We start from the raw sequence: 20,103 nt of genomic DNA, 5'->3' as shown, positions 1-20,103 counted from the left end.
GGCCGACGTCTTCGCGGGCAAGCCCGCTCCACACAGTTAATCTCCTGTGCGACTCGCTGATCAGGCGTCTTCGTCGCCGAAGCTGGCTTTGCCCACACGCTTGGCGTAATGGTTGTACGCCGCGCCGAGCTTTCTCTGCTCGAAGATCGAGAACACCAGGGTGCCCAGCAGGATCAGCATCCACACCAGAAACAACTTCATCGTATCCACATGGGCAACGAACAGCAGCAGGGTCACTACGCCGCCAATCACCATGCCCAAGCCCATCCATGCCCCCAGTACGCGCCCCACGGCCAGGCGCATACCTTTGGGCAAGACCAGCCGCGTGGCCATCATGACGACGATAAGGGCCAGAAAGAAACCAAACGCGGCCATGAACGGAATCTGAAAGCCGCCCTCGCGGTACAGCCAGGCGAGCAACTGATAGAACGGACCCCGTTCGGCCATCTGTGGATAAGTATCGGGGCCGGGCAAATGCAGTTGAGCGAAATGCGCAGGGGTCATGGCCATGACGCCAACCCCGAGCAGCGCAATCACCGCGCCATAAAAACCACCGGCGCGCCATAAAGGCGCCAGCACTCGGCGGTTTTCCACATCGTCGGTCAATGCCACGCCAAACACCGCCTTCGGGTGTTTGCCCTGTGAGATTACCGTCAGGCCTTCACGCTCACCGGCGTCGCCAATCAGCATCACGTCCAGATCCTGGACCAACAGGATTTCACCCTGGCGGCGGGAACTGCCCAGCAGTTCGTACTCGTCTGGCGATTTATTGCCAAACAGGTCAATCCCTTCGGCAATCACGCGGACCTCACCGCTGGCGTCCTGCAGCCGGAAGTCATGACAGCGCGCCTCACCCAACACTCGGCTCCAACTCCAATCGCCATCCTTGTCTTTGGTCCCCTCTTCGACAATCAACACGTAACCCACGCACAGCTTACCGTAGACCGGCGACAGCATGGTCTGGTCGGCAACCACCTTACCGCGCACTTCCACCAGGCCCATGGCCAGCGAACGAATCTGACTGGTAGCCAGGCGCTGCTCGGTTTTGTAGAAACTGGGGCCAAAGCTGACCAGCAAACCGACCAGAATGCCCACGGGGAAAAACAGCGCGATCAGGATGTTTGGCGCGTAAACCATCAAGGCGATAAAGCCGGCCAGGACCACCAGCGCCAGCGCGGTTTTCCACTTTGGCTTTTTCACCACAACGCCCGCCTGGGTGGTTTTCATGCCCCCGGCACCTCTAGCTTCACGCCGTCGTAGCGGGTTTCTTCGGCGCTGATGGCCAACAGCGGAATGCGCTGATAGCTGAGCATCCGCGCAAAGAACAGGTCGGGGAACACTGCGATGGCGATGTTGTAGAGGTTCACCGACTCATTGAAGAACTCACGCCGGTCGGCAATGCGCTCCTCCACGGCCGAGATAGCTTGTTGCAACTCGACCATGTTCGGCCCCGAAATCAGCGCCGGATAACTCTCCGCCACCGCAATCACCGACTTGAGCGCCGCGTTGAGTTGGTTGGAGGCATCAACCTTATCGTTGAGGCTGCTGGCGTTCAGGTATTGAGTGCGCGCATCACTCAAACGCGTGAACAGCGCGTTCTCATGGTTCATGGCGGTCTGCACCACGCGCATCAGGTCGGGGATCTGATCGGCCCGTTGCTTGAGCAGCACGTCGATGTTGGTGAAAGCTTTATCCACATCGTTGCGCCGCATCACCAGGCCGTTGTAGACGCCGACCATCCAGCCGACCAGGCCGACGACAATGATCAGCACGACGATACCGGCGATTAGCAGTTCTATGTTCATGGTGAAGGCATTCCCTGGCTGAGTTATCCACAGGGGAGCATTCTAGGGCTAAAGCGCAGTGAGGCGCCCGGACTTAGCGCACAGAACCGACAAGCGCGTCGTTCAAGGTTAGAAACGTCTGTGCAAATCAGGAAAGATCAACTGTGCAAACCACACAGGCAGTCCCGGAAAAATCGACCGTGATTTTGCTGAAGAGGCTTCAACTACCCCCAAATCAATGAGTTTTCTGAGTTGCTCACTGGCGACTCGGTCGTGCAGGCCGGAAAACGTCTTGAAGTCGGCTCGAAGAATCTCGCCTTGGGTCAGCAAGATATGGATCGCTTTGGCCATTTCTTGCTTCACGCCTGCCTGGATAAATCGCGGCTCAAGCCCGACAACCCGTTCCAGCCGGTGCCGCAAGGACACAAGGTCCATGGCTTGCTCGACATAGTCCATTTGATCGATGCAAACCTGCAGCATGAATTCCACAAAGCCAAACAAACCCGCTTGGGTGAGTTGACCCCGACCATCCAGATCGCCTCGGCGAGGCTGATCCGCTGCGCGCAGATGGGCATAGTATTCATCCTGCTTACGCGCCAACCCTCTGGACAGTGACCACAGTGGGGAAGCAAGCCCAAGCCGCATCAGTTGCAGATGGGTCATCATGCGTACAACCCGGCCATTACCATCTTCAAAGGGGTGCACGAAAGCAAGGCGATGATGGTAAGCCAGCGAGCCAAGGATTCGCGGGGTCAGGTCAGGTTGTCTGCCATAGACCTGCTGAAGCCGAGTGAGCATGGGCGTTACAGCTTCCCAGGCTGGCGCAGCATGGTCACCCACCAGAACATTTCGCTGCGCAGCGTCACGCAGTTGGCCAGGCACCAGCAGGTGCCCGTCACCCAGCCGCAAATCTTCATCACTCGCCTCGCGGAAAAGGCGGCGATGAACAACAGATACCAGCTCTGGCGCGAAGAAAAGATCCCAAGGGGCGTCCCTGGATTGGGGCCGTCGCAAGGCTCTCTCCAACAATTCCTGAACACCAATATGACTTTCGGCAAGAGCTCGGAGCTCCTTGGGGTCACGCCTGGGCACGCGAGCCGACAACGTGACCGGCTCCGTAAACTGGCCCTCGATCAGGTTGCTGTAATAGCTACTGGTGATCCGCATCAAACCGCCTATGCGGTCGGCCGTTTGCCTGGGCAAGAGCCCTGTCAGCTTTCCAGCGCGAAAACCGAGGGACTCTGCCGTACGCACTGTCGACGCAGGAAACCCCGGAGAAGGCCAAATAGGCTCAAGCCAATGGTTTCCAGAGATAAATTCCTGCGCCATTACGGTTACCTTTTTCCGATTTTTTTTCCGATATCTTTTTTCACAATGATCAATATTAGCTGGGCTTGTTCGGGTTTTAACACCCATATTTAGATTTTTATTTCCGATATTTTTCCCTATTTTTCAATCTAGAAAAAATCTGCATTTAATGCCATACGTATTTCCTCATCCGGTACGAGTTCGATATAGCTGGATTTCCCGCCGCCGGTCGCACCCGACAGCCAGCCCCATTCGAAGCCCAGCGTAGTACGCCCGACATCGTCAGTGCCGACAGTGCCACGGGACCAGCCGGCAAGGATCTCTCCTTGCGTGGTCAGGCACTGGTACAGAAGCTCGATGGAATTTGGGCCTGTCACGCGCCCGACTTGCTGACCCAGGTGGATTCGGCCGCCTTGGTAAGTGCCGGTAATAGCGTCACCCTCGACCAGGTAGTGAAATACCGTATCGGAGCCGGAAAGCCCGTGGGTGTTGTTTGCGACAGCGAACCTGCGATTGTTCAAACGCTCGCTGATCGTTGAAAAGGAAGGTTGCTTCAAAAACGATTCCTTTCGTAGGAAGGGTGCATTTCGACTGCAAACTGGAGACCCCAAGTGATTTTAGAGAATTAAAACTGTCGCTAAAAGGGTGCGTGTTCCGGGGCCTACAGCACTTTTCGGAGGAAGCGCAAAACTGTCGCAATCACTCGAAATTCGAGTTTTGAGACATGCTCTAGAGAATTAAAACTGTCGCAGCCAAGGCTCACGCAGCTTTGCGGCATTTCCGCTTGCTATTGCACCCTTGATTTTTTGTACTTCTTCTAAGTTCAAGGCTCGACTCGATGGTGGGCTGTAGTAGTCAACAATTCCCGCACAAAGAATTGAGTTTTCTTCCGCAATCTCCAACGGTGCGAAGCTGTTGTGCTGATGCGGCCCTGTCCAGTTGTAACGCTGAATGAGATATACGCTCCACAACGACCTATTCGCTTCGAAAAAAGAGGTCAATGGTATTGGATAGTCCTGCATTGCTGGTTGACTAGTGGACTGAGCGGTTAATTCATTTATCTAATGGTAACGATATACTGTGCGTCCAATGTCATGGATTGGTTATGCGCATGGCCCGATAGCCATTGATCACGCCGAGAATACCAGCGGCCAACTCGTGCTTTTCCAGCAGGCGACGGAAGTTGAGGATGGTAGTTTCATCTGGGATCCGCTCCAGGCTCAGACCGGAAAACTGGCGCAAGATCGTCGTCTCGTACAGCGCTTCTTCCATCGCAGGATCGCTGTAACCGAACCGGTTCTGCATGAGATGAACCCGCAGCGTCGCCATCAAAGGATAGGCCGGACGACCACCTTCGCCCTTCGGGTAATGAGGTTAGATCAGGGCAATCAAGCCCTTCCAGGGTACGACCCGATCCATCTCGATCAGGAACAATTCCTTGCGGGTCTGCTTACGCTTACCGGCATACTCGGCATCGGCGAAGGTCATTTGTTTCATTGAAAAGCTCGGCGATTGGTGTCCGGGGATTTTGCCAAATCATGAAGTCTTTTTCAGGATTTCCTTAGCTATTACCGCAGTGCTGATTGTATCTGTTGGAATAAAAGTACAATTGGGAAGTCTACGAGATAATTAACCTGATTGAGTACTTTATCATGTGTGGATAATTAGATTGCGATCAGGATCATGCATAGAATGGATTAAAGTCTACTTATTTTTGGCTTCGATCTCGGAGAAATTGTTAAACCTGAAAATCAGTAATTGGAGCGTGGGAATAACTTAATTGCAGGGAAGTTGCTAATTTTCAGGTCGGGATGCTTCGAGGTATTGCTGAGTTGTACGAGAGTGTCGTGTTGGCAAGTTACATCGCCATCAGCCCAGCGCTTGATATCACTCAATTTTGGCGACCTGATGCCCGTACTCAATATATTCTTGGTTGTGTATAGGCTGATCTTAGCTTTGTCACCATCATGACTTTCTATCTGAATTAGCGTGTTGTTGATCAACAAGCCTTCTGAAAGAAACTTTTGAGTGATCTCACCTTCTTTACGCTCACCGTCAAACTCACTTAATACGATGACCGGATTTCCTGAATATGTCTCATATTCCATACACTGCCTTGCCATGTGCCTTATGGTTCGATAAGTATCGGAGGACCCCGTCTTGCTAATGAAACTGCCGTCTAAGGATGATTTGCTGTTTTTCAAGTCGCTGACGGTTATGGCGCATCCGCTAAGTGATATAGACAATAATATTGTAGTCAGGGCCAAGTATTTCAATTTGTGCTCCATTATTCTGGTAAATGTCCTACGCATGATTAGGGCTAAAATTGCGTTCTCTTTCAGACGGAATTGTGATTTGGGATATCAACAATAACCATGAGCCCACCTTCTGCAGACGTACTTAGTAAAACACTGCTGTTGTGTTGCTGCGCAACCGCTTTGACTATTGCAAGCCCCAATCCACTCCCGCTTTGTATCTGATTGGGATCACGAAAAAATCTGTCGAACACCCGCTCCTTCAATTCAACCATGATTCCGGGCCCTGCATCTGAGATACGCAATTGAATGGATTTTTCTAACGATCGTACCTCTACTTCAACCCGCCCGCCTTCAGGACTGTACTTCACAGCATTTTCAATTAAGTTATCGATCAGCGACATCAGGCGTTCCCTGACACCTGTAATCCAGACTTCATCATGAGAGTAGAATTCAAGCTCAATTCGGCTCTCAGCAGCTAGCGGTGCCAACTCAGCCATTCGCTCTTGTATGAGCGTCGTCAGCGGCACAGGCTCCATAGCAGTGTCAATGCGCGCTTCACTATGCATCAGCAGCAGCAACTGATTGACGAGACGAGCAGCACGGCTATTGCTACGAATAATCCCTGCAAGCAATTCCTGTCGACTAACGTTGCTTACATCGGACTGCAAAGCTTCAACATTGACTCGCATTGCAGCCAGGGGAGTACGCAGTTCGTGAGCGGCATCTGCAATGAAAGTCCGTTCCCTTTCAGTGCTTTCTCGTACCCTGGCAAGGAATATATTAATCGCGTCGACTATTTGGCGAAGCTCCTTGTGCTTTGGAACTGCTTTTAAGGGAGAAAGATCTTCTGGTGTTCGTAAGGAAACTTCATTTGCCACCTTGTTCCAGGGACGCATTGCAATGCGGATTGACAGCCACGCAGGAAACAAAAGAAAAGGAATGCATACCAGTAGCGGTAATATGTAGTATCCGCGCGAGTTCAGGTATATGAAAAACTTCCAACCGCCAGCAGGAGTGAGCAGTGTCACCTCTGTGTCGGATCTCTTAGACTTCAGAGTACGACTAGTCCAGGTGCGGCCGTTACTCTGAACACTCTGAATCATCCCATAACCGGTGTTTGTCACTCCTACTGGAGCGCCATCAGATGAATAAATTATCTCTTTATTCTTCCGAACGATTAGGCTGATTGACATTTTTGGGTCTTCACCTCCGCCATAGCCTTCCCGCAATGCCTTGCTGAATGTTTCCAGCACATCGGTTAGATCGTGCGGGCGATCCCCCATACGATCCACCAATATCAGGATGGTTTCATAGGTTTGGTTGCCTGATAGCATTGGAGGGCTGCGTAAGTTATTCCATAAAATGTAGGTCAGAAAAATACACCAAAGCAGCGTGAGTAATAGCATCTGGGCGAACATAATTCGCCGTATGAGCGTTGGAATTCTCAGATAGCGCCAAAAATTACGCATCAATCTGCCCCCTTCTGAATGGGTACGGTTTCAATGACAAACCCCACACCTCTCACCGTTCGCACATAGCCGTCACCAATTTTGCGACGCAAATTTCCCATATGTACATCGAGCGCATTACTCATATTTTCTTTTGCACCGAAGATCCTTTCTTCCAGAAAGCTACGGGTCAGAACACGGTCAGAACGCAACATTAACGTTTCAAGCAGCGCGTATTCACTTGCCGTCAAATCAACATGACTTTCGCTCACTGTCACGCGACGAGTCGACACATGGAGAGATAGCCCTCGAATCTCTATCACCTCATTCTGAAAACCGTAACTGCGCCGCACAAGTGCTCTCACCCTGGCCAATAACTCAGCGAGAACAAAAGGTTTGACGAGATAGTCGTCTGCACCGGCATCCAGCCCAGTCAAGCGATCTTGCAGAGTGCCCCGAGCAGTCAGGATGATGACGGGGATCCCCTTGAGCTGGTGACGCAGACGCGCCATCAGGCTCATGCCATCACCGTCGGGCAGGCCGAGGTCGAGCAATACAAGTTCTGGCACGCATAGATCGAGTTGATGCAGAGCATCCACTTTACGGCGAACCCATATGACATCTAATCCTTGGTCTGTAAGGGCAATACGTACGCCATTGCCGAGATCGATGTCGTCTTCGATTAGGAGAATTTTCACAATAGTGATTTTATCAACAGTGAATGAAGAACGTCTGAAGAAAAAAACGGTGTCAGTAAATCTATCAGGTTTGCAGAACTGGTAGTAGCTTCAGTATTTCTTCATTTTTGGCTCATGAGAACTTCAGGGTTGGCATTCAAACTGAGCGTTCTGGCGTTTAAAACCGCTTGTATCGTAGCCAGTTGAACCCACAAGGACTTCCTTAATGAGAAGCATCGAACTGAGTCATAAGTTTCCCCATTCACTTTCGGGGCATACCCTGGAAAAATTTTTGTCAGGATTTGTCCTCGCGTTATTGGCAACCCCAATACTGGCAGCAGAACAGAAACAGGGCAACGAGTTGACCCTAGGAGGAAGCGTAGATGTTGCGCCACGTTATTCTGGTTCGGATCAAAGCCGAATCACGACGGCCCTAGTGATTGATTACTCTATGGTAAATGGTTTCTTCGTCAGCTCCACGCGTGGTATCGGTTACGGTAACAACATCGGCAAATTTGATTACAGCGCTGCGCTGAGTTATCGCGCAGGCAGAAAGGATCGTGACGTGGATAGCGATTCGCTCAGCTACGGTAGCGACTACTTGCGAGGTATGGGTGACGTTAAGGGCTCAGCTATCGGTTTGCCTGGCCTAGGATACGAGGTGACCGACTGGCTTAATTTGCAATTGCAGGCTGAAGTGCCGATTTCTCAGCGAAGCAATGGTGAGGCCCTGCATTTAAGTATTGCCAGCCCGCTCTATACGTCATCGAAAAACGCTGTGACGCTGGCGCTGACCAGTAGTTGGGGGACCAGCAAGTACATGCAGACTTACTACGGGGTAAGTGCATCACAGTCGGCCGCATCGGGGGTTACTCGATATGATGTCAAGTCTGGAATTTATTCCTATTCACTGAATATGGACTGGATGCACAAGCTTAATCAAGACTGGAGCTTAGTTGCGGCAGCAGGTTTTACGCAGTTGGCTGGCGATGCACGAAATAGTCCAATTGTTCAACGAAAAACATCGCCCACTGGCAGCCTGAAGGTGACATATAGCTTCTGATCGTTGTTCGGCGTGTGCTTCTAGGTAGCTTGTGGCTATGCACTGTCAATAAATACAAATTCGCCTCGCCCCAGTTCAGATGATGGGGCGCTACTCAACTCACCAAATCGCCTTGATTATGCCATGTCACTCAGAGCTATGTTATTAACTATGCTTAGTTTGAGGAGCAATAAATGAATTTAAAACTGACTGGGAAAGTGGCTCTAGTTGACTGAGCGGTTAATTCATTTATCTAATGATAACGATATACTGTGCGTCCAATGTCATGGATTGGTTATGCGCATGGCCCGACCGACTTCCCCCTTCGCTTTAATGCCTTATGATCTCATCGCCCTGCAAGGTTGGTTGCGTATGAGTACGCTGGAACAGAGCCTCGCCCAGCGAGCGCGCATCCTGCTTCTACTGGCTAACGGATTGACGCCCAAGGCCGTCAGCGAGCAGTTGCAAGTCACGCCGCCGACGGTATTCAAGTGGCGAAAACGTTATCTGGAGGCGGGAATCAAAGGGTTGAGCGATCTGCCGCGCAGCGGCCAGCCACTCAAACTTGGGCCCGATAAAATCAACGAAATCCTGACACTGACCACCCGGCGTGTACCCCAGGAAGCCACTCACTGGAGCGTCCGTTTGATGGCCAAGTATGCGCGGGTCACCACGTGGCAGGTTCGGCAGGTCTGGGCCGCTTCCGACCTCAAACCCCATCGTCTGAAGACCTTCAAAATCAGCAACGATCCTCATTTCGCCGACAAGGTAGTCGACGTGGTCGGGCTCTATCTGAACCCACCGGATAATGCCCTGGTGTTGTCGGTTGACGAGAAAACCCAGATCCAGGCGTTGGATCGCACCCAACCGATGCTCCCGCTACGCCTAGGTCAAGTTGAACGCCGGACGCATGATTACAAGCGCCATGGTACGGCGAGTCTGTACGCGGCTTTCGACATCATGACCGGCCAAGTAATCGGACGGATTACCCAGCGCCATCGAGCCAAGGAGTTTCTGGCTTTTCTGCAACAGATTGAAAGCAGCACGCCAGCGGGACTGGATCTGCATGTGATTCTAGATAACAGTTCGACCCACAAAACGGCTGCAATCAAGCAGTGGCTGGAAAAGCATCCGCGTTTCAAATTGCACTTCACACCAACCAGCGCCTCTTGGCTGAACGCCGTGGAAGGCTGGTTTGCACAACTGGAAAGACGAGCGCTATACCGGGGTGCCTTCACCAGCGTCGCCGACCTAAAGGTGGCTATCCGTCAATTTATCGAGTCTCATAATGAGCATTCAGCCAAGCCGTTCAAGTGGAATAAAACGGCTGAGGCCATCATTAGCTCGGTACATAAAGCGAAGCTGAGCGTGATAAAAAATAAATTAATGGATTAACCGCCCAGTCCACTAGGCTTGGATAGAATCAGTCGAAGTCACAGTCCAAATGGCTATGAAATGAGTGTCCAAGTATTCATGAAATGAGCATCCAAATGCTCATGGAGTCCTTATTCCACTCTCATTAATGGCTTCCAGCCACTAAATTACCTTCCGACCCGCTTTCTCCCGTGATAAAAGCCAATCACAACCACAGAACGCTCGGACTGCCTTACGCCATCCGGGGCAGGCTTTCCAACAGGACGGAGAACCAAGATGCATTTGAAGCGGATCAGGGCGTCAAATTTTCGGGCATTTGGAGACGGTACGGTTGCCCCCTCACTTGATTGGGATCTTGCCCCCGGACTCAACATCCTTGTCGGGGAAAACGATTCCGGCAAAACGTCTGTAATCGACGCGATTCGCTACGTGCTGTGGACAACCAGCTACGAGTTCATTCGCCTCTTCGAAACCGACTTTCACATCACGGGCACAGCACGAGCTCGCTCCCTGTTCATTGAAGCCACTCTTGTGGACCTAGACCCCGCGCAAGAGGCCTCGGTTCTCGAATGGATGACCCACGAAGCAGACGGATCTCATAGTTTGATCGTCTATCTGCAGGCGCGTTGGATACCTCCGAAGGCCAACAAACCTGGACGGGTCGAGGCAATCACCTGCTCGGGCCCGAACGGCACGGGGCCAGAGATCGGCACGGCGGTTCGCGAGCTCATCCGAGCCACCTACTTGCGCCCCCTTCGAGATGCCGAAGCCGAGCTACGCCCTGGTCGCCAGTCTCGGCTGTCCCAAATTTTGGGCGCTCATAAGCGAATTGATGGGCAGGAGCAAAATGACTTCGACCTAGCGGCTCCAGCTACCGTCCCCAGCAACCTGGTCGGGCTGATGGCGTTTGCTCAGCACCACCTAGGCGAGCATCAGGTCATCAGAGATGTCCAGGACGACATCAACGACAACTACCTGAACAAGTTCGCGTTTGCCGGCGATGCCCTATCCTCACGTATCCAGATCGCTCCGCAGTTGGGCCTGCAGCCCATTCTGGAACGCTTCGAATTGGCGCTGCTGCCATCCTCCACCATCGATCCAGGTGAACGGTGCATTCGGGGACTCGGCTATAACAACGCTCTGTTCATGGCGACCGAACTGGTTCTGCTGAGGGAAGGTGATGAACTCGGACTGCTGCTGATCGAGGAGCCCGAGGCCCATCTCCATCCGCAACTGCAGGAGCGCGTTCAGCAGCTCCTTGAACGTACCTCCAAGGCGGCGGAGCCAGATAGCCGCCCTGTTCAGATCATCATGACTACCCACAGCCCATCTCTGGCGGCGGGTGCGGACATCGCAAGCCTGACCTTGGTAAACCGTGCCCACCTATTCAGCCTAGCTCACGGGAAGACCAAACTGCTGAAAAGCGATTACGAGTTTTTGAGGCGCTTTATCGATGCCACCAAAGCGAATCTGTTCTTCGCTCGCGGCGTTGCGATTGTGGAAGGGCCAGCAGAAGCGCTGCTGCTGCCCGCTCTGGCTGCAGCTTCAGGATACTCGTTCAACGAACACGGCATTTCTTGCATTAACGTCGGCGGAGTTGGGCTTTATCACTACGCGCGAATCTTGCAGCCGATTGATGGCTCGGCGATTCCAATTCCTGTTGCCTGCATCACGGATCGTGACATCGTTCCCAATGAGGCCACCTACATATCTCCTCCCAAGAACAACCGTAAACGATTCGAAAAAGACTACACACCAGAGGAAGTCGAGGCACTGGTCAAAACGAAGGTCGACCGCGCCCAGGGTGGTAGCACAATTGTCTGCGTATCCAACAACTGGACGCTGGAATTCGATCTCGCCCTTCATGGATGTGCCCAGTTGATGCATGATGCAATTCACCTGGCGAAGAAGGCTGATTCGAGGGGTGAACGGCTGACGGAGGACGACGAGAAGAAAACGATCGTCGAGGCAGGCGAGCGTTGGAAAGAACTCTCGAACGCCGGACACTCGCCAGTGGAGCTGGCGTCACTCATCTACCAGCCGCTCGTTGAAAAAGAGGCATCAAAAGCGATCACCGCCCAATACGCTGCTCACCTGATTTCAACAGGCGACTATGGGAAAGGCGATGAGCTGTTCAATAAGCTGCCGCCTTACCTACAGCAGGCGTTACGGCATCTGACTGGCAGGGCTGAGCCATGACAGTCCCTGTGATCAATGCTGCCGATCTTGCGGCTCTACGCGAACTGACACCCGACTTGAACTTCGATGATCAAGAGCGGCGTGCCGTATTGCTGGAGAACCAGTCTCGTGACATCAACGCCGCGCCAGGCAGTGGCAAGACCACGGTACTAGCCGCGAAGCTCCTGATGCTGAGCCGCAGATGGACGTCAAGCCGCGCAGGCGTTTGTGTGCTCAGTCATACCAATGTCGCCCGTGATGAGATTCAACATCGGCTAGGTACAAGTCATGACGGGAGTCGCCTGCTCACGCATCCCCACTTCATCGGGACGATTCACGCCATGGTGAATCAGTTTCTGGCTCTGCCCTACCTGCGAAGCAATGGGATGACTGTCGATGTGATCGACAACGATATCTTTGCTCGCCGGGCATTGGCGTTAGCCCAAGCTAATTTTGGCTTGAAGCTTTACATGCAAAAGAATGCGAGCGTCGCGCCCATGCTAGAGGGGCTGGTCTACAAAGGTGCCTCTCTGGACCTCGCCAGCGAGTTTGGCTCGCTTCCTAAACCAGGCGCGAAAACCCTTCCGACAATCGTCAGTATCAAAGAAAAACTCTCCGCTGAAGGGGTTTTCCGGCACGCGGACATGTTCGCGTACGCAGAACGTTTGTTGACCCTTTTCCCTAAGGTTCGCACCCAGCTGTCCCGACGGTTCCCTATCGTCTTCATCGACGAAATGCAGGACACGTCCTGGGAGCAAGAGCGTTTGTTGCAGCTGATGTTCGATGAGACCGTCACCATTCAGCGCTTCGGCGACATCAACCAACGAATCCTTGGAAGCTCGGAAGGCGCGGAAAACCTGACTTTCCCTCGAGGCGACGTACTTCCGATCTCCTCTAGCAAGCGCTTCGGTCCCCACATCGCTAAGTCCGTGTCTAGAGCCCAGCTGGCAGGTACCGCTATTACCGGAGAGGGCGAAGACCGTCACGCGTCTATGCTGATCGTCTATAGCACCGGACGAGTGCAGGAAGTGATCTCGACGTTTGGAGATCATGTACTAGACCGGTTCAGCGATACCGATCTGGCTAGTGGAAAAGTCAAAGCCCTTTGCGCTCGCAAACAGGGGGATGCCGTAACACAGTTAGCAGGCCGAACTCTCTTAGACTACTGGCCGGCCTCGGGTGGCGACCAATCACCCGGACTCAAGCTTGTGCGAATCTGGGCGCTGCTCGGGGGGCCCAAGCCTGCTGTAAACGCATCATTTTCATCAAGATTTGAGGAGATCCGCAGAGCACTATTTCTGGTACTACGCGCAGCCAAGGCAGAGATTGTCGAAGGCTTAAAAACCGATCATCAGCTAATTCGAAAACTCCGTGATGCTGATGGAGATGTTTCAGCCTTCCGGCTACTGATTCGTGATCTGTGCATGGCAAACGTGAGCGATGCGGATGAAGCTAGGCGTATCCGTATCGTGAATTCTTTATACGTCAGACTGCGTCCGTTGCTACCTAATCACATGACGCCACAGATATTCGCCGCGCTCCCGGTTTTTGAGCGATCAGAGGCCATGGCTATTCAAGGAGCCCACCGGTCCATGTGCTCTATCGAAAAAAATGGTCGCAGCTTAGGTATTCATATCGGTACCCTCGCCTCGATGAAAGGCGAAACGCATCTGGCGACCCTCGTCATGGAGTCACTAGGCCATCCAAGTCGTCGCTTCGACCTGGAGCTAGCATTGCCCATCATCGCTGGGATTGGCACTCGCTCCGGGAAAATGCCTGAGACTCAGCTTTCTCAATTTCGAAACCTGTATGTCGGTATGTCGCGACCTACCAGCTTTCTATGCTTGGCAGTCAACGCAGAACGGGTTTCGGACGAGTGTAAAACGGCATTGGCCGATCAAGGGTGGGCCATCACCCATTTGCTTTAGCAGGACAAGGAGTACAGCCTTCGAGAGCGAGGGCATCCTGACAGGCATTGAGCCATTAGCACTTCATCGTCCAGAACTGATCGAGCCGTGTCGAGTACGGCTGGCTCATCATCTCCCTATGCATACCTCAGTTGGGAGCAACCAATACGTAGGCAAAGCGCATCGTGCCTCTGCCCCAGCGCCGTTGGTGGTGTTCATTTCCTGCAAGAACTGATCGCAGACAACCGTCTGACTGGTCGCGAGCCGGTATTCTGCAAACTCGTCTGGTTGGCGTAGGTCGTTCAGCACGATCTCTGCCTTCCTGGGGGCACAAAAGCTAGTGATACTATCGGTGATCGCCCGATTTGTTCACGAATGGGTATGTTCCAGCATGAACAGAATCTGAATCGGTCGGACTCAGCCTATCAGGCTGCGGGCACGGGCGTGATAGCCTGCTGGCCTACAAAAAGCTCCCTGTAACCACGCAAAAAGTATTTGTTCGGCTCCTTCTTCTTGACGTCCTCCGAATGCTCTCGCGACAAGTTGGCCAGAAGGCCGCAGTTGATGAGAAACGCGTTTGCTCGGGGAATGCGCTTTTCGGGCACGCCTGTCTTTTCGCAGATCGTTTCGAACGACGCCATCGTGTATGGCGTTTTGTTATCCCGGGCGAAAGCAAAATAAAGGAATAGTTTGAGCGCATCGAGTTCGCAAACCGACCGCTTCTGGAACAACTGGAAGGGCTCGATCAGCGTCTGTTTCAGCGGAATGTACAGTGCCCTAGCCGGCAGCTTGCACCAATTGCCGCTGAAGTCGTAGCCGGTAATCAGGTACCGACATTTCCGGCCTTGTTTCTCACTCGTGATCCGGCCAGCCTTCACCAAACCCTCCAGACCTGCTGCGACCAGCTGCCGACTTAGATTGGCGATCCGCATCAGATCGCTGTACGTAATGTCTGCAACCAGTTTGCAGCCATCAGTCCGCCAGTCCTCTTCTGCGACAGTCATCAGTGCGATGTACAGCTGCAACGCTGCGATGGCTGAGGAACGCGACACATTGCTCGTGTTAGCCCACCCGAAGTCTCGCAGTCCCCCTGCCTTAATCCAAAGTGCTGGCATCTTCACCCAGGGAAGAATTCTCATTTGCCTAATCCTTGTTGCAAACCGATGACGATGATCGCAGCGAAGATTGCAAAAGACAGAACGAGCGGTACTAGTTTGTCTGCCTTAGATGCGAGTCTTTCCAGTGCTTCTACAGCTTTGCGAAAGTTATTCATTTTGGTAGATCTCAAAATGGCTTCTGATGAGACCTTTCTACCGAATTCGGAACAGCTCTCTCTAGATATAGGTGACACGTCTTTTCAAAAAAAATACAAAAAAATACTTTAAAATCATAAAGTTGCTAGAGAAAATCAAAGTCTTCTGTGATGTTGAATTGGTTCACGAACGATGATTTTTTAGCTTTTCATCCCCAAATATTGTTGGCGTCGGCGCCGAATTGACACAGTTGCCGAAATATCACTGACCCGGGCAGACTCCTTGCGAACCACTACTTTTACTGGATTTGTGTTGACTTGAGGGTGGGTATCCCACGTAAGCACGTGGATCAATTCAGCGTTGGCGTTAACAGCTTACTCTCATATGGGACGTGGTGGCATTTGGCCGTGCGTTAGAAAACCTATGAATTCTCAAACGTAAATCGCCGAGCTCCGGCTTTTAGCTGAATGCCAGGAGCGCCTCGTAGCATGGCGACCAAGGAAAGGAACAGGAACTGTGACCCCCAGAGATCCGCTAAAAACACAGCGCAATCGTCGGATTGCTGAGCTCACAGCACAGATAAACCAACTCAAGGAAGAGGTTCTAGAGATTACCGGTTACCGGAACGAACATTCATTGAATGCCACGTATGGCGGGAAGCACGCCGATTACATCGACATTAAACACGAAGTCATCGACTCACCGGGGCAGTTCATCGCGCTCTATCTCCGCGGTTTCCTCAATTATCTCTATGAGCTCGGACCTGTAGCACGGCCGGGCAATACTTATTTCGATGCCCATGCGCATATCAAGCACTCAAAAGTGGTGCGGACTTGGTTCAAATTGTTCCTCACCCGAACATACCTACGTCAATTTGATGCCCTCGCCCGCAAGCGACCGGAAGTAGAGGACGCTGAAATTTGGTTAGGTCAGAAAAATGCGTCCTACGGCATTCTGGTTACCCCCCGGTTCAAGAATGGAGCTTGGGAGAATGATAAGAGCGAGATTCGGCATTTCAAGCCGAATTACTGGACCATCGGCCACATCCTGCAGACCGGTTTCGTGATACCCGACGAGAAAGACTGCATTGAGTTTTCATCCGTCGATCAATACCTGAAGTTCTTCCGCCAGACCTTGGTTCGTAACTCTGGGTCAGAGCACGAAATGGCCATAGCAAAGCGCTATTGCGAATTCGTGTCCAATAGCGAACATCCGCTGGACGTACCGCTGCTGATTCCGGAGTTGCGCTACGGAGGAAAATCGGCGCGCCATGAGCACCGCTTGGATTTCACTATTATTGATCCCTTCACTTTGTCAAAGGTCGGATTCGAACTTTCGCCTTGGTCAACTCACGGCAGGCTAGAGGGAACCAGCGGCAAGACCCAGAAGCAAATAAATGAAGAAGCTCAGGCGAACTTCGAGAAGGAAATGCGCAAGCTCAAGGCCTACTTCCGCAAACAGGGAATCCCTATCATCGTCTACACAGATTCAGACCTGAAGGACTACGATGCCATCTTCGACGAAATGGCCGCATACTTGTCCACGACCCGAAAAGCCAAGCAGTTGGAGTTCCATGCAATGGAAGACTTCCTGGCTTTCAAACCCAGTCGCTAGCGACTGTGTCAACGTGTCGAACGCACCTCAAGTCGATTAAAACACCTTGACTTTAGGTTTTTCCAGGTACTGCAAGTGTCCACGATCCATGGAATGTGGACACCTACCTTGTTTCCGGTGATTCAGAGTTTGAGCTAAGTGGTTGCCCGATCGCAGCTGGCAAACCGGTAAACTGGATGACCAACCAAGCTACCGAACACGTACATTGAAGAAATTGTGAACACGGAGGCGCTACCCATGAAACTCTCGGACTTCGCGATTTATTTGGGAACAGGTGAGCCTATGTCAGGTTGTTCTTTGCCTCTAGAGGCAGCAACGGATCTGGCTAAGACGCGATGTCCCGATCACCCCTTCTGCTTGGTTTCGGACTGGATACTCTTTGACGTCACGATGACGCCTGAGCAGATAGAGGCCGTTCACTCAGCTGGGCAAGAGCCTTCAGCTGTCTATGCGCGCAAAGTTGTTTTGGACAGTAGAGGTAGATTTCAGGAAGGCGACTGGGTAGTGAGCACTTTAAAGGTTTGGTGCGAGTACGAAGGGCTTTTTTGTACACGTAACACGCTCTACATACTTTTAGGAAATGGACGCCGACATTCGCTTACGCTCACAGACTATTTATCACTTATCTGAAAGCGGCCTGCCCGGCCCACATGGTCATGGACTGATGGGCTAGTAGCCTGTCCGGTTTTGTGGCGGCAAGTCCATGTTGTTTGAACGCTACTGCCCAACGCGCGTAACGATCTGATTTCATCACATAGAAAAGACCCAAGCCGTTTTACACATGACAAAGGAATCGCTATTTGGGCTTCGTCGGCTTGGGCGGTGCTACCGTATCGATGTAGTCGAAGAATGCACTCGCTTGCTCCTCTGCCGACAGTTGAACTAATGAGGTGGACCGCCGTTTTTTGGATAGTTGGGGATCTGTCTGAACGAGAACGTCCACAGACTTTTGAGCCGCTCGTTCGTGCTCAGTCGGCGCTGAATCGAACACCTTAGAAATGGCACTGTAAGCGTCTGCCAAAGTCACCTTGTATGACTCAGAACGGTATAAGCAGTCCTTCAGAAAGCCGTAGGACGGCTGATAATCCATGGCCTGACCTCATCCGGCGTCATGAAAAGCCTCGTTTATCGCGTTGAGCAAAGTAGCCCTTATAGGCGCGTCACCCTCTCACCTACCAATCCTCAAATACCCGAAAGTCATTCTCTCGGGCATTTGAGCATCCGGTAAAAAAACTTGTAACTCAGTTCACCTTGAACCGTCCCACCAGCCCCTGCTGTTGCTCGGCCAAGCGGGCTAACTCGCGGCTGGTGACGGCGGTTTGTTCAGCACCGGCGCTGACCTGGATAACCAGAGTGTTGATGTCGTTTACGTTGCGGTGGATCTCCTCGGCAACCTGACTCTGTTGTTCTGCCGCCGAGGCGACCTGTATGTTGCTGTCGCTGATGGTCGCGATGCCCTCGGCTATTTCTTCTAGCAACTCCCCTGCGCGCACTACGTTGCTCGCGCCTTCTTGAGCCTTCCCTAGAGTTTCCTGCATGGAAGTGGCGGCACGGTCGGAGCCGGATTGCAGATTGGCGATCATCTTCTGGATACTGACGGTGGAATCCTGAGTCTTTTTGGCCAGATTCCGCACCTCATCGGCGACCACGGCAAATCCACGACCCTGCTCACCGGCACGGGCAGCCTCAATGGCAGCGTTCAAAGCTAGCAGATTGGTTTGCTCTGCTACACCACGAATCACATCCAAAACCGAGGAGATGGAATAGCTTTCACCCTTGAGCTCCTCAATGATTCGGGATGTTTGTTCGGCCTGAACCTCAAGCCCTTTGATCAAGCTGATGGTGTTCTCGATTTCAGCCTTGCCCTGCATAGTGCTGGCATTAACGCGCTGCGACATCTCTGCGGCGTCGGTAGTGCTGCGCGCCACGTCTTTGACCGTGGCGCTCATCTCGCTGATGGCAGTGACCACCTGATCGGTGCCTTGACGCTGCTGGACGACGTTATTGCTAGTTTGCAGGGCCACAGCCGAAGACTGCTCGGCGGCGGTCGCGACCTGCGCCGTGGCACTCCCGATCTCACGGATCACTTCACCGATCTGTATGGCCATGTTATCCAGGTTACGCGAGATCTCGCCAAACTCGTCTCTGCCGGTGTAACGGGTTCTGGCAGTTAGGTCACGCGTGGATAGCGAAATAAGGGTGCGGTTCACGTCGACCACAGCGATTTTGATATTGCGAATAATCACCGAAGCGAGCCACAGCACCGCAATCAACATCAGAATGACGGTGGCTATTGCGACATACAGACTGCGCTGGGCATCGGTACGCGCGACATTGGCTAGGCTCACGACCGTCTGGCCCAGTTCAGCCTCGACCTGAGCCATCATGTCGATACGGCTGGTGGAAAGGTTGAACCAGTCTTCGGGTTTGATATTAAGCGGATCGCCTAGAGGCGTATCAAATCCGAGTTTTTGCAGGCGAGCTACATCGACGGATGCGGGCTGTTGTAGAACCGCATCCAGCTTATTTTTGAACACGGCAGGAGCCCAGCGTTGAAAGGCCTCGAAATAGCCGGAGAACTCGCCCATGTTGCGGCTGAAACGTGACAACAGCGGCGCATCAAAACGGTTTTGGTTGAATGCCAGGCCAAGCAGTACACGCTCTCGACCAGAGCGCTCTTTCATGTCTACGAACTGATTGAGTGAACTCAGCCCACGCAGGATTTCCGGATCCTCAATGCTGGTTTCCAGTGAGTAAGAGAAGCCGATCAAATTTTTGATAAGATCGGTGAATCGGGTGCCGGACTCGCCGTTATTGATTGCGAGCGTGTCCACCTGCTGACGCAGTCCGGCCAAACCATCAATTGCGCGCAGCATCTTGTCAGGCGCGATAAGACCCTCGGTCGATTGCGCATGCATCGCGCTCACCGCACGGTCGGTTTCTTGGCGTAAGACTTTCAACTTGTCCTGCATCGTCTTACCACCGCTGCCCAGAAACACGCCGCTTGCGCCGCGCTCACGCTGGATAGTGGTTACTACGTCACTGAGTTTCTGCGCGGTGCCGGTAGCGGTGACCGCTCGGTTCATCTCGCTCAGTGTCTCTCGTTTGTCAGCTACAAAAATCCCGGCGAAGACCAGAAAGCCCAACAGGGGAAACATCAAAATAAGCAGTAGCTTTGTACTCAAAGGAGCATTTCTAAGCATGGCAGGCCTCAGGGCTTGAAGATGTTGTTTAAAGCTATCCAAGGCGAACGTTCTATG

Annotated in this window: 15 protein-coding genes and 1 pseudogene; 6 read left to right on the top strand and 10 right to left on the bottom strand. The window is 52.6% G+C overall.

The genetic code is table 11. From position 1 onward, the window contains the following. Nucleotides 1-60: 60 nt before the first annotated feature. The 8 genes and pseudogenes from HX790_RS26465 to HX790_RS29965 all read right to left on the bottom strand — a co-directional run bounded on the left by HX790_RS26465 (nucleotide 61) and on the right by HX790_RS29965 (nucleotide 7,496). Entirely contained in the window at nucleotides 61-1,227 is a 1,167-nt protein-coding gene (locus HX790_RS26465; RefSeq protein ID WP_176992470.1) for a hypothetical protein, read from the bottom strand. Then, nucleotides 1,224-1,805, bottom strand: coding sequence for a LemA family protein (locus HX790_RS26460; protein WP_176992469.1), 582 nt, complete (start codon nucleotides 1,803-1,805; stop codon nucleotides 1,224-1,226). The genes HX790_RS26465 and HX790_RS26460 overlap by 4 nt, the downstream gene beginning before the upstream one ends. 108 nt (nucleotides 1,806-1,913) lie before the next feature. Then, the gene (locus HX790_RS26455; RefSeq protein ID WP_256349249.1) at nucleotides 1,914-2,951 is read right to left on the bottom strand and encodes a Fic family protein; all 1,038 of its coding nucleotides are present in this window, start codon (nucleotides 2,949-2,951) and stop codon (nucleotides 1,914-1,916) included. A gap of 290 nt (nucleotides 2,952-3,241) precedes the next feature. Further along, nucleotides 3,242-3,649, bottom strand: coding sequence for a hypothetical protein (locus HX790_RS26450; RefSeq protein WP_017135113.1), 408 nt, complete (start codon nucleotides 3,647-3,649; stop codon nucleotides 3,242-3,244). 562 nt (nucleotides 3,650-4,211) lie between these two features. Continuing rightward, nucleotides 4,212-4,589 (bottom strand): annotated as a pseudogene (locus HX790_RS26445) (transposase); the annotation flags it as partial. A 254-nt stretch (nucleotides 4,590-4,843) separates the two neighbouring features. After that, nucleotides 4,844-5,200, bottom strand: coding sequence for a hypothetical protein (locus HX790_RS29500; RefSeq protein ID WP_218174736.1), 357 nt, complete (start codon nucleotides 5,198-5,200; stop codon nucleotides 4,844-4,846). 230 nt (nucleotides 5,201-5,430) lie between these two features. Then, entirely contained in the window at nucleotides 5,431-6,819 is a 1,389-nt protein-coding gene (locus tag HX790_RS26435; RefSeq protein ID WP_176992467.1) for a HAMP domain-containing sensor histidine kinase, read from the bottom strand. Next, a complete protein-coding gene (locus HX790_RS29965; RefSeq protein WP_176992466.1) occupies nucleotides 6,819-7,496 on the bottom strand; it encodes a response regulator in 678 nt (225 codons plus the stop codon). Before HX790_RS29965 ends, HX790_RS26435 begins: the two co-directional genes overlap by 1 nt. Before the next feature lie 205 nt (nucleotides 7,497-7,701). Here HX790_RS29965 and HX790_RS26425 point away from each other — a divergent pair, with 205 nt between their 5' ends. The 4 genes from HX790_RS26425 (at nucleotide 7,702) to HX790_RS26410 (ending at nucleotide 13,997) form a co-directional block, all read left to right on the top strand. After that, nucleotides 7,702-8,538, top strand: coding sequence for a MipA/OmpV family protein (locus tag HX790_RS26425; RefSeq protein WP_176992465.1), 837 nt, complete (start codon nucleotides 7,702-7,704; stop codon nucleotides 8,536-8,538). A 282-nt stretch (nucleotides 8,539-8,820) separates the two neighbouring features. Next, nucleotides 8,821-9,912, top strand: coding sequence for an IS630 family transposase (locus HX790_RS26420; RefSeq protein WP_176992489.1), 1,092 nt, complete (start codon nucleotides 8,821-8,823; stop codon nucleotides 9,910-9,912). A gap of 255 nt (nucleotides 9,913-10,167) precedes the next feature. Then, nucleotides 10,168-12,090 carry an ATP-dependent endonuclease gene (locus tag HX790_RS26415; protein ID WP_176992464.1) on the top strand — a complete coding sequence of 641 codons (1,923 nt, stop codon included), beginning with the start codon at nucleotides 10,168-10,170 and terminating at the stop codon, nucleotides 12,088-12,090. Between the two features lie 8 nt (nucleotides 12,091-12,098). Beyond that, nucleotides 12,099-13,997 carry a UvrD-helicase domain-containing protein gene (locus tag HX790_RS26410; RefSeq protein ID WP_176992463.1) on the top strand — a complete coding sequence of 633 codons (1,899 nt, stop codon included), beginning with the start codon at nucleotides 12,099-12,101 and terminating at the stop codon, nucleotides 13,995-13,997. A gap of 404 nt (nucleotides 13,998-14,401) precedes the next feature. On the opposite strand, the gene HX790_RS26405 is transcribed toward HX790_RS26410, so the two are convergent. Beyond that, nucleotides 14,402-15,115: a DNA-binding protein gene (locus HX790_RS26405; protein WP_176992462.1), complete on the bottom strand. Its 714-nt coding sequence runs from the start codon at nucleotides 15,113-15,115 to the stop codon at nucleotides 14,402-14,404. 630 nt (nucleotides 15,116-15,745) lie between these two features. On the opposite strand from HX790_RS26405, the gene HX790_RS26400 reads away from it, so the two are divergent. Together HX790_RS26400 and HX790_RS29960 are read left to right on the top strand one after the other, a co-directional pair. Next, the gene (locus tag HX790_RS26400) at nucleotides 15,746-16,843 is read left to right on the top strand and encodes a topoisomerase II (RefSeq protein ID WP_176992461.1); all 1,098 of its coding nucleotides are present in this window, start codon (nucleotides 15,746-15,748) and stop codon (nucleotides 16,841-16,843) included. 237 nt (nucleotides 16,844-17,080) lie between these two features. Continuing rightward, the gene (locus tag HX790_RS29960) at nucleotides 17,081-17,473 is read left to right on the top strand and encodes a hypothetical protein (RefSeq protein WP_371318510.1); all 393 of its coding nucleotides are present in this window, start codon (nucleotides 17,081-17,083) and stop codon (nucleotides 17,471-17,473) included. 611 nt (nucleotides 17,474-18,084) lie between these two features. On the opposite strand, the gene HX790_RS26395 is transcribed toward HX790_RS29960, so the two are convergent. Next, nucleotides 18,085-20,001 carry a methyl-accepting chemotaxis protein gene (locus HX790_RS26395; RefSeq protein WP_043205934.1) on the bottom strand — a complete coding sequence of 639 codons (1,917 nt, stop codon included), beginning with the start codon at nucleotides 19,999-20,001 and terminating at the stop codon, nucleotides 18,085-18,087. Nucleotides 20,002-20,103 lie beyond the last annotated feature (102 nt).

This window comes from Pseudomonas sp. IPO3747, assembly GCF_013385245.1.
Lineage (GTDB): Bacteria > Pseudomonadota > Gammaproteobacteria > Pseudomonadales > Pseudomonadaceae > Aquipseudomonas > Aquipseudomonas edaphica.
The sequence above is the reverse complement of the archived record's forward strand: the minus strand, read 5'-3'. Positions and strand labels throughout refer to the sequence as shown.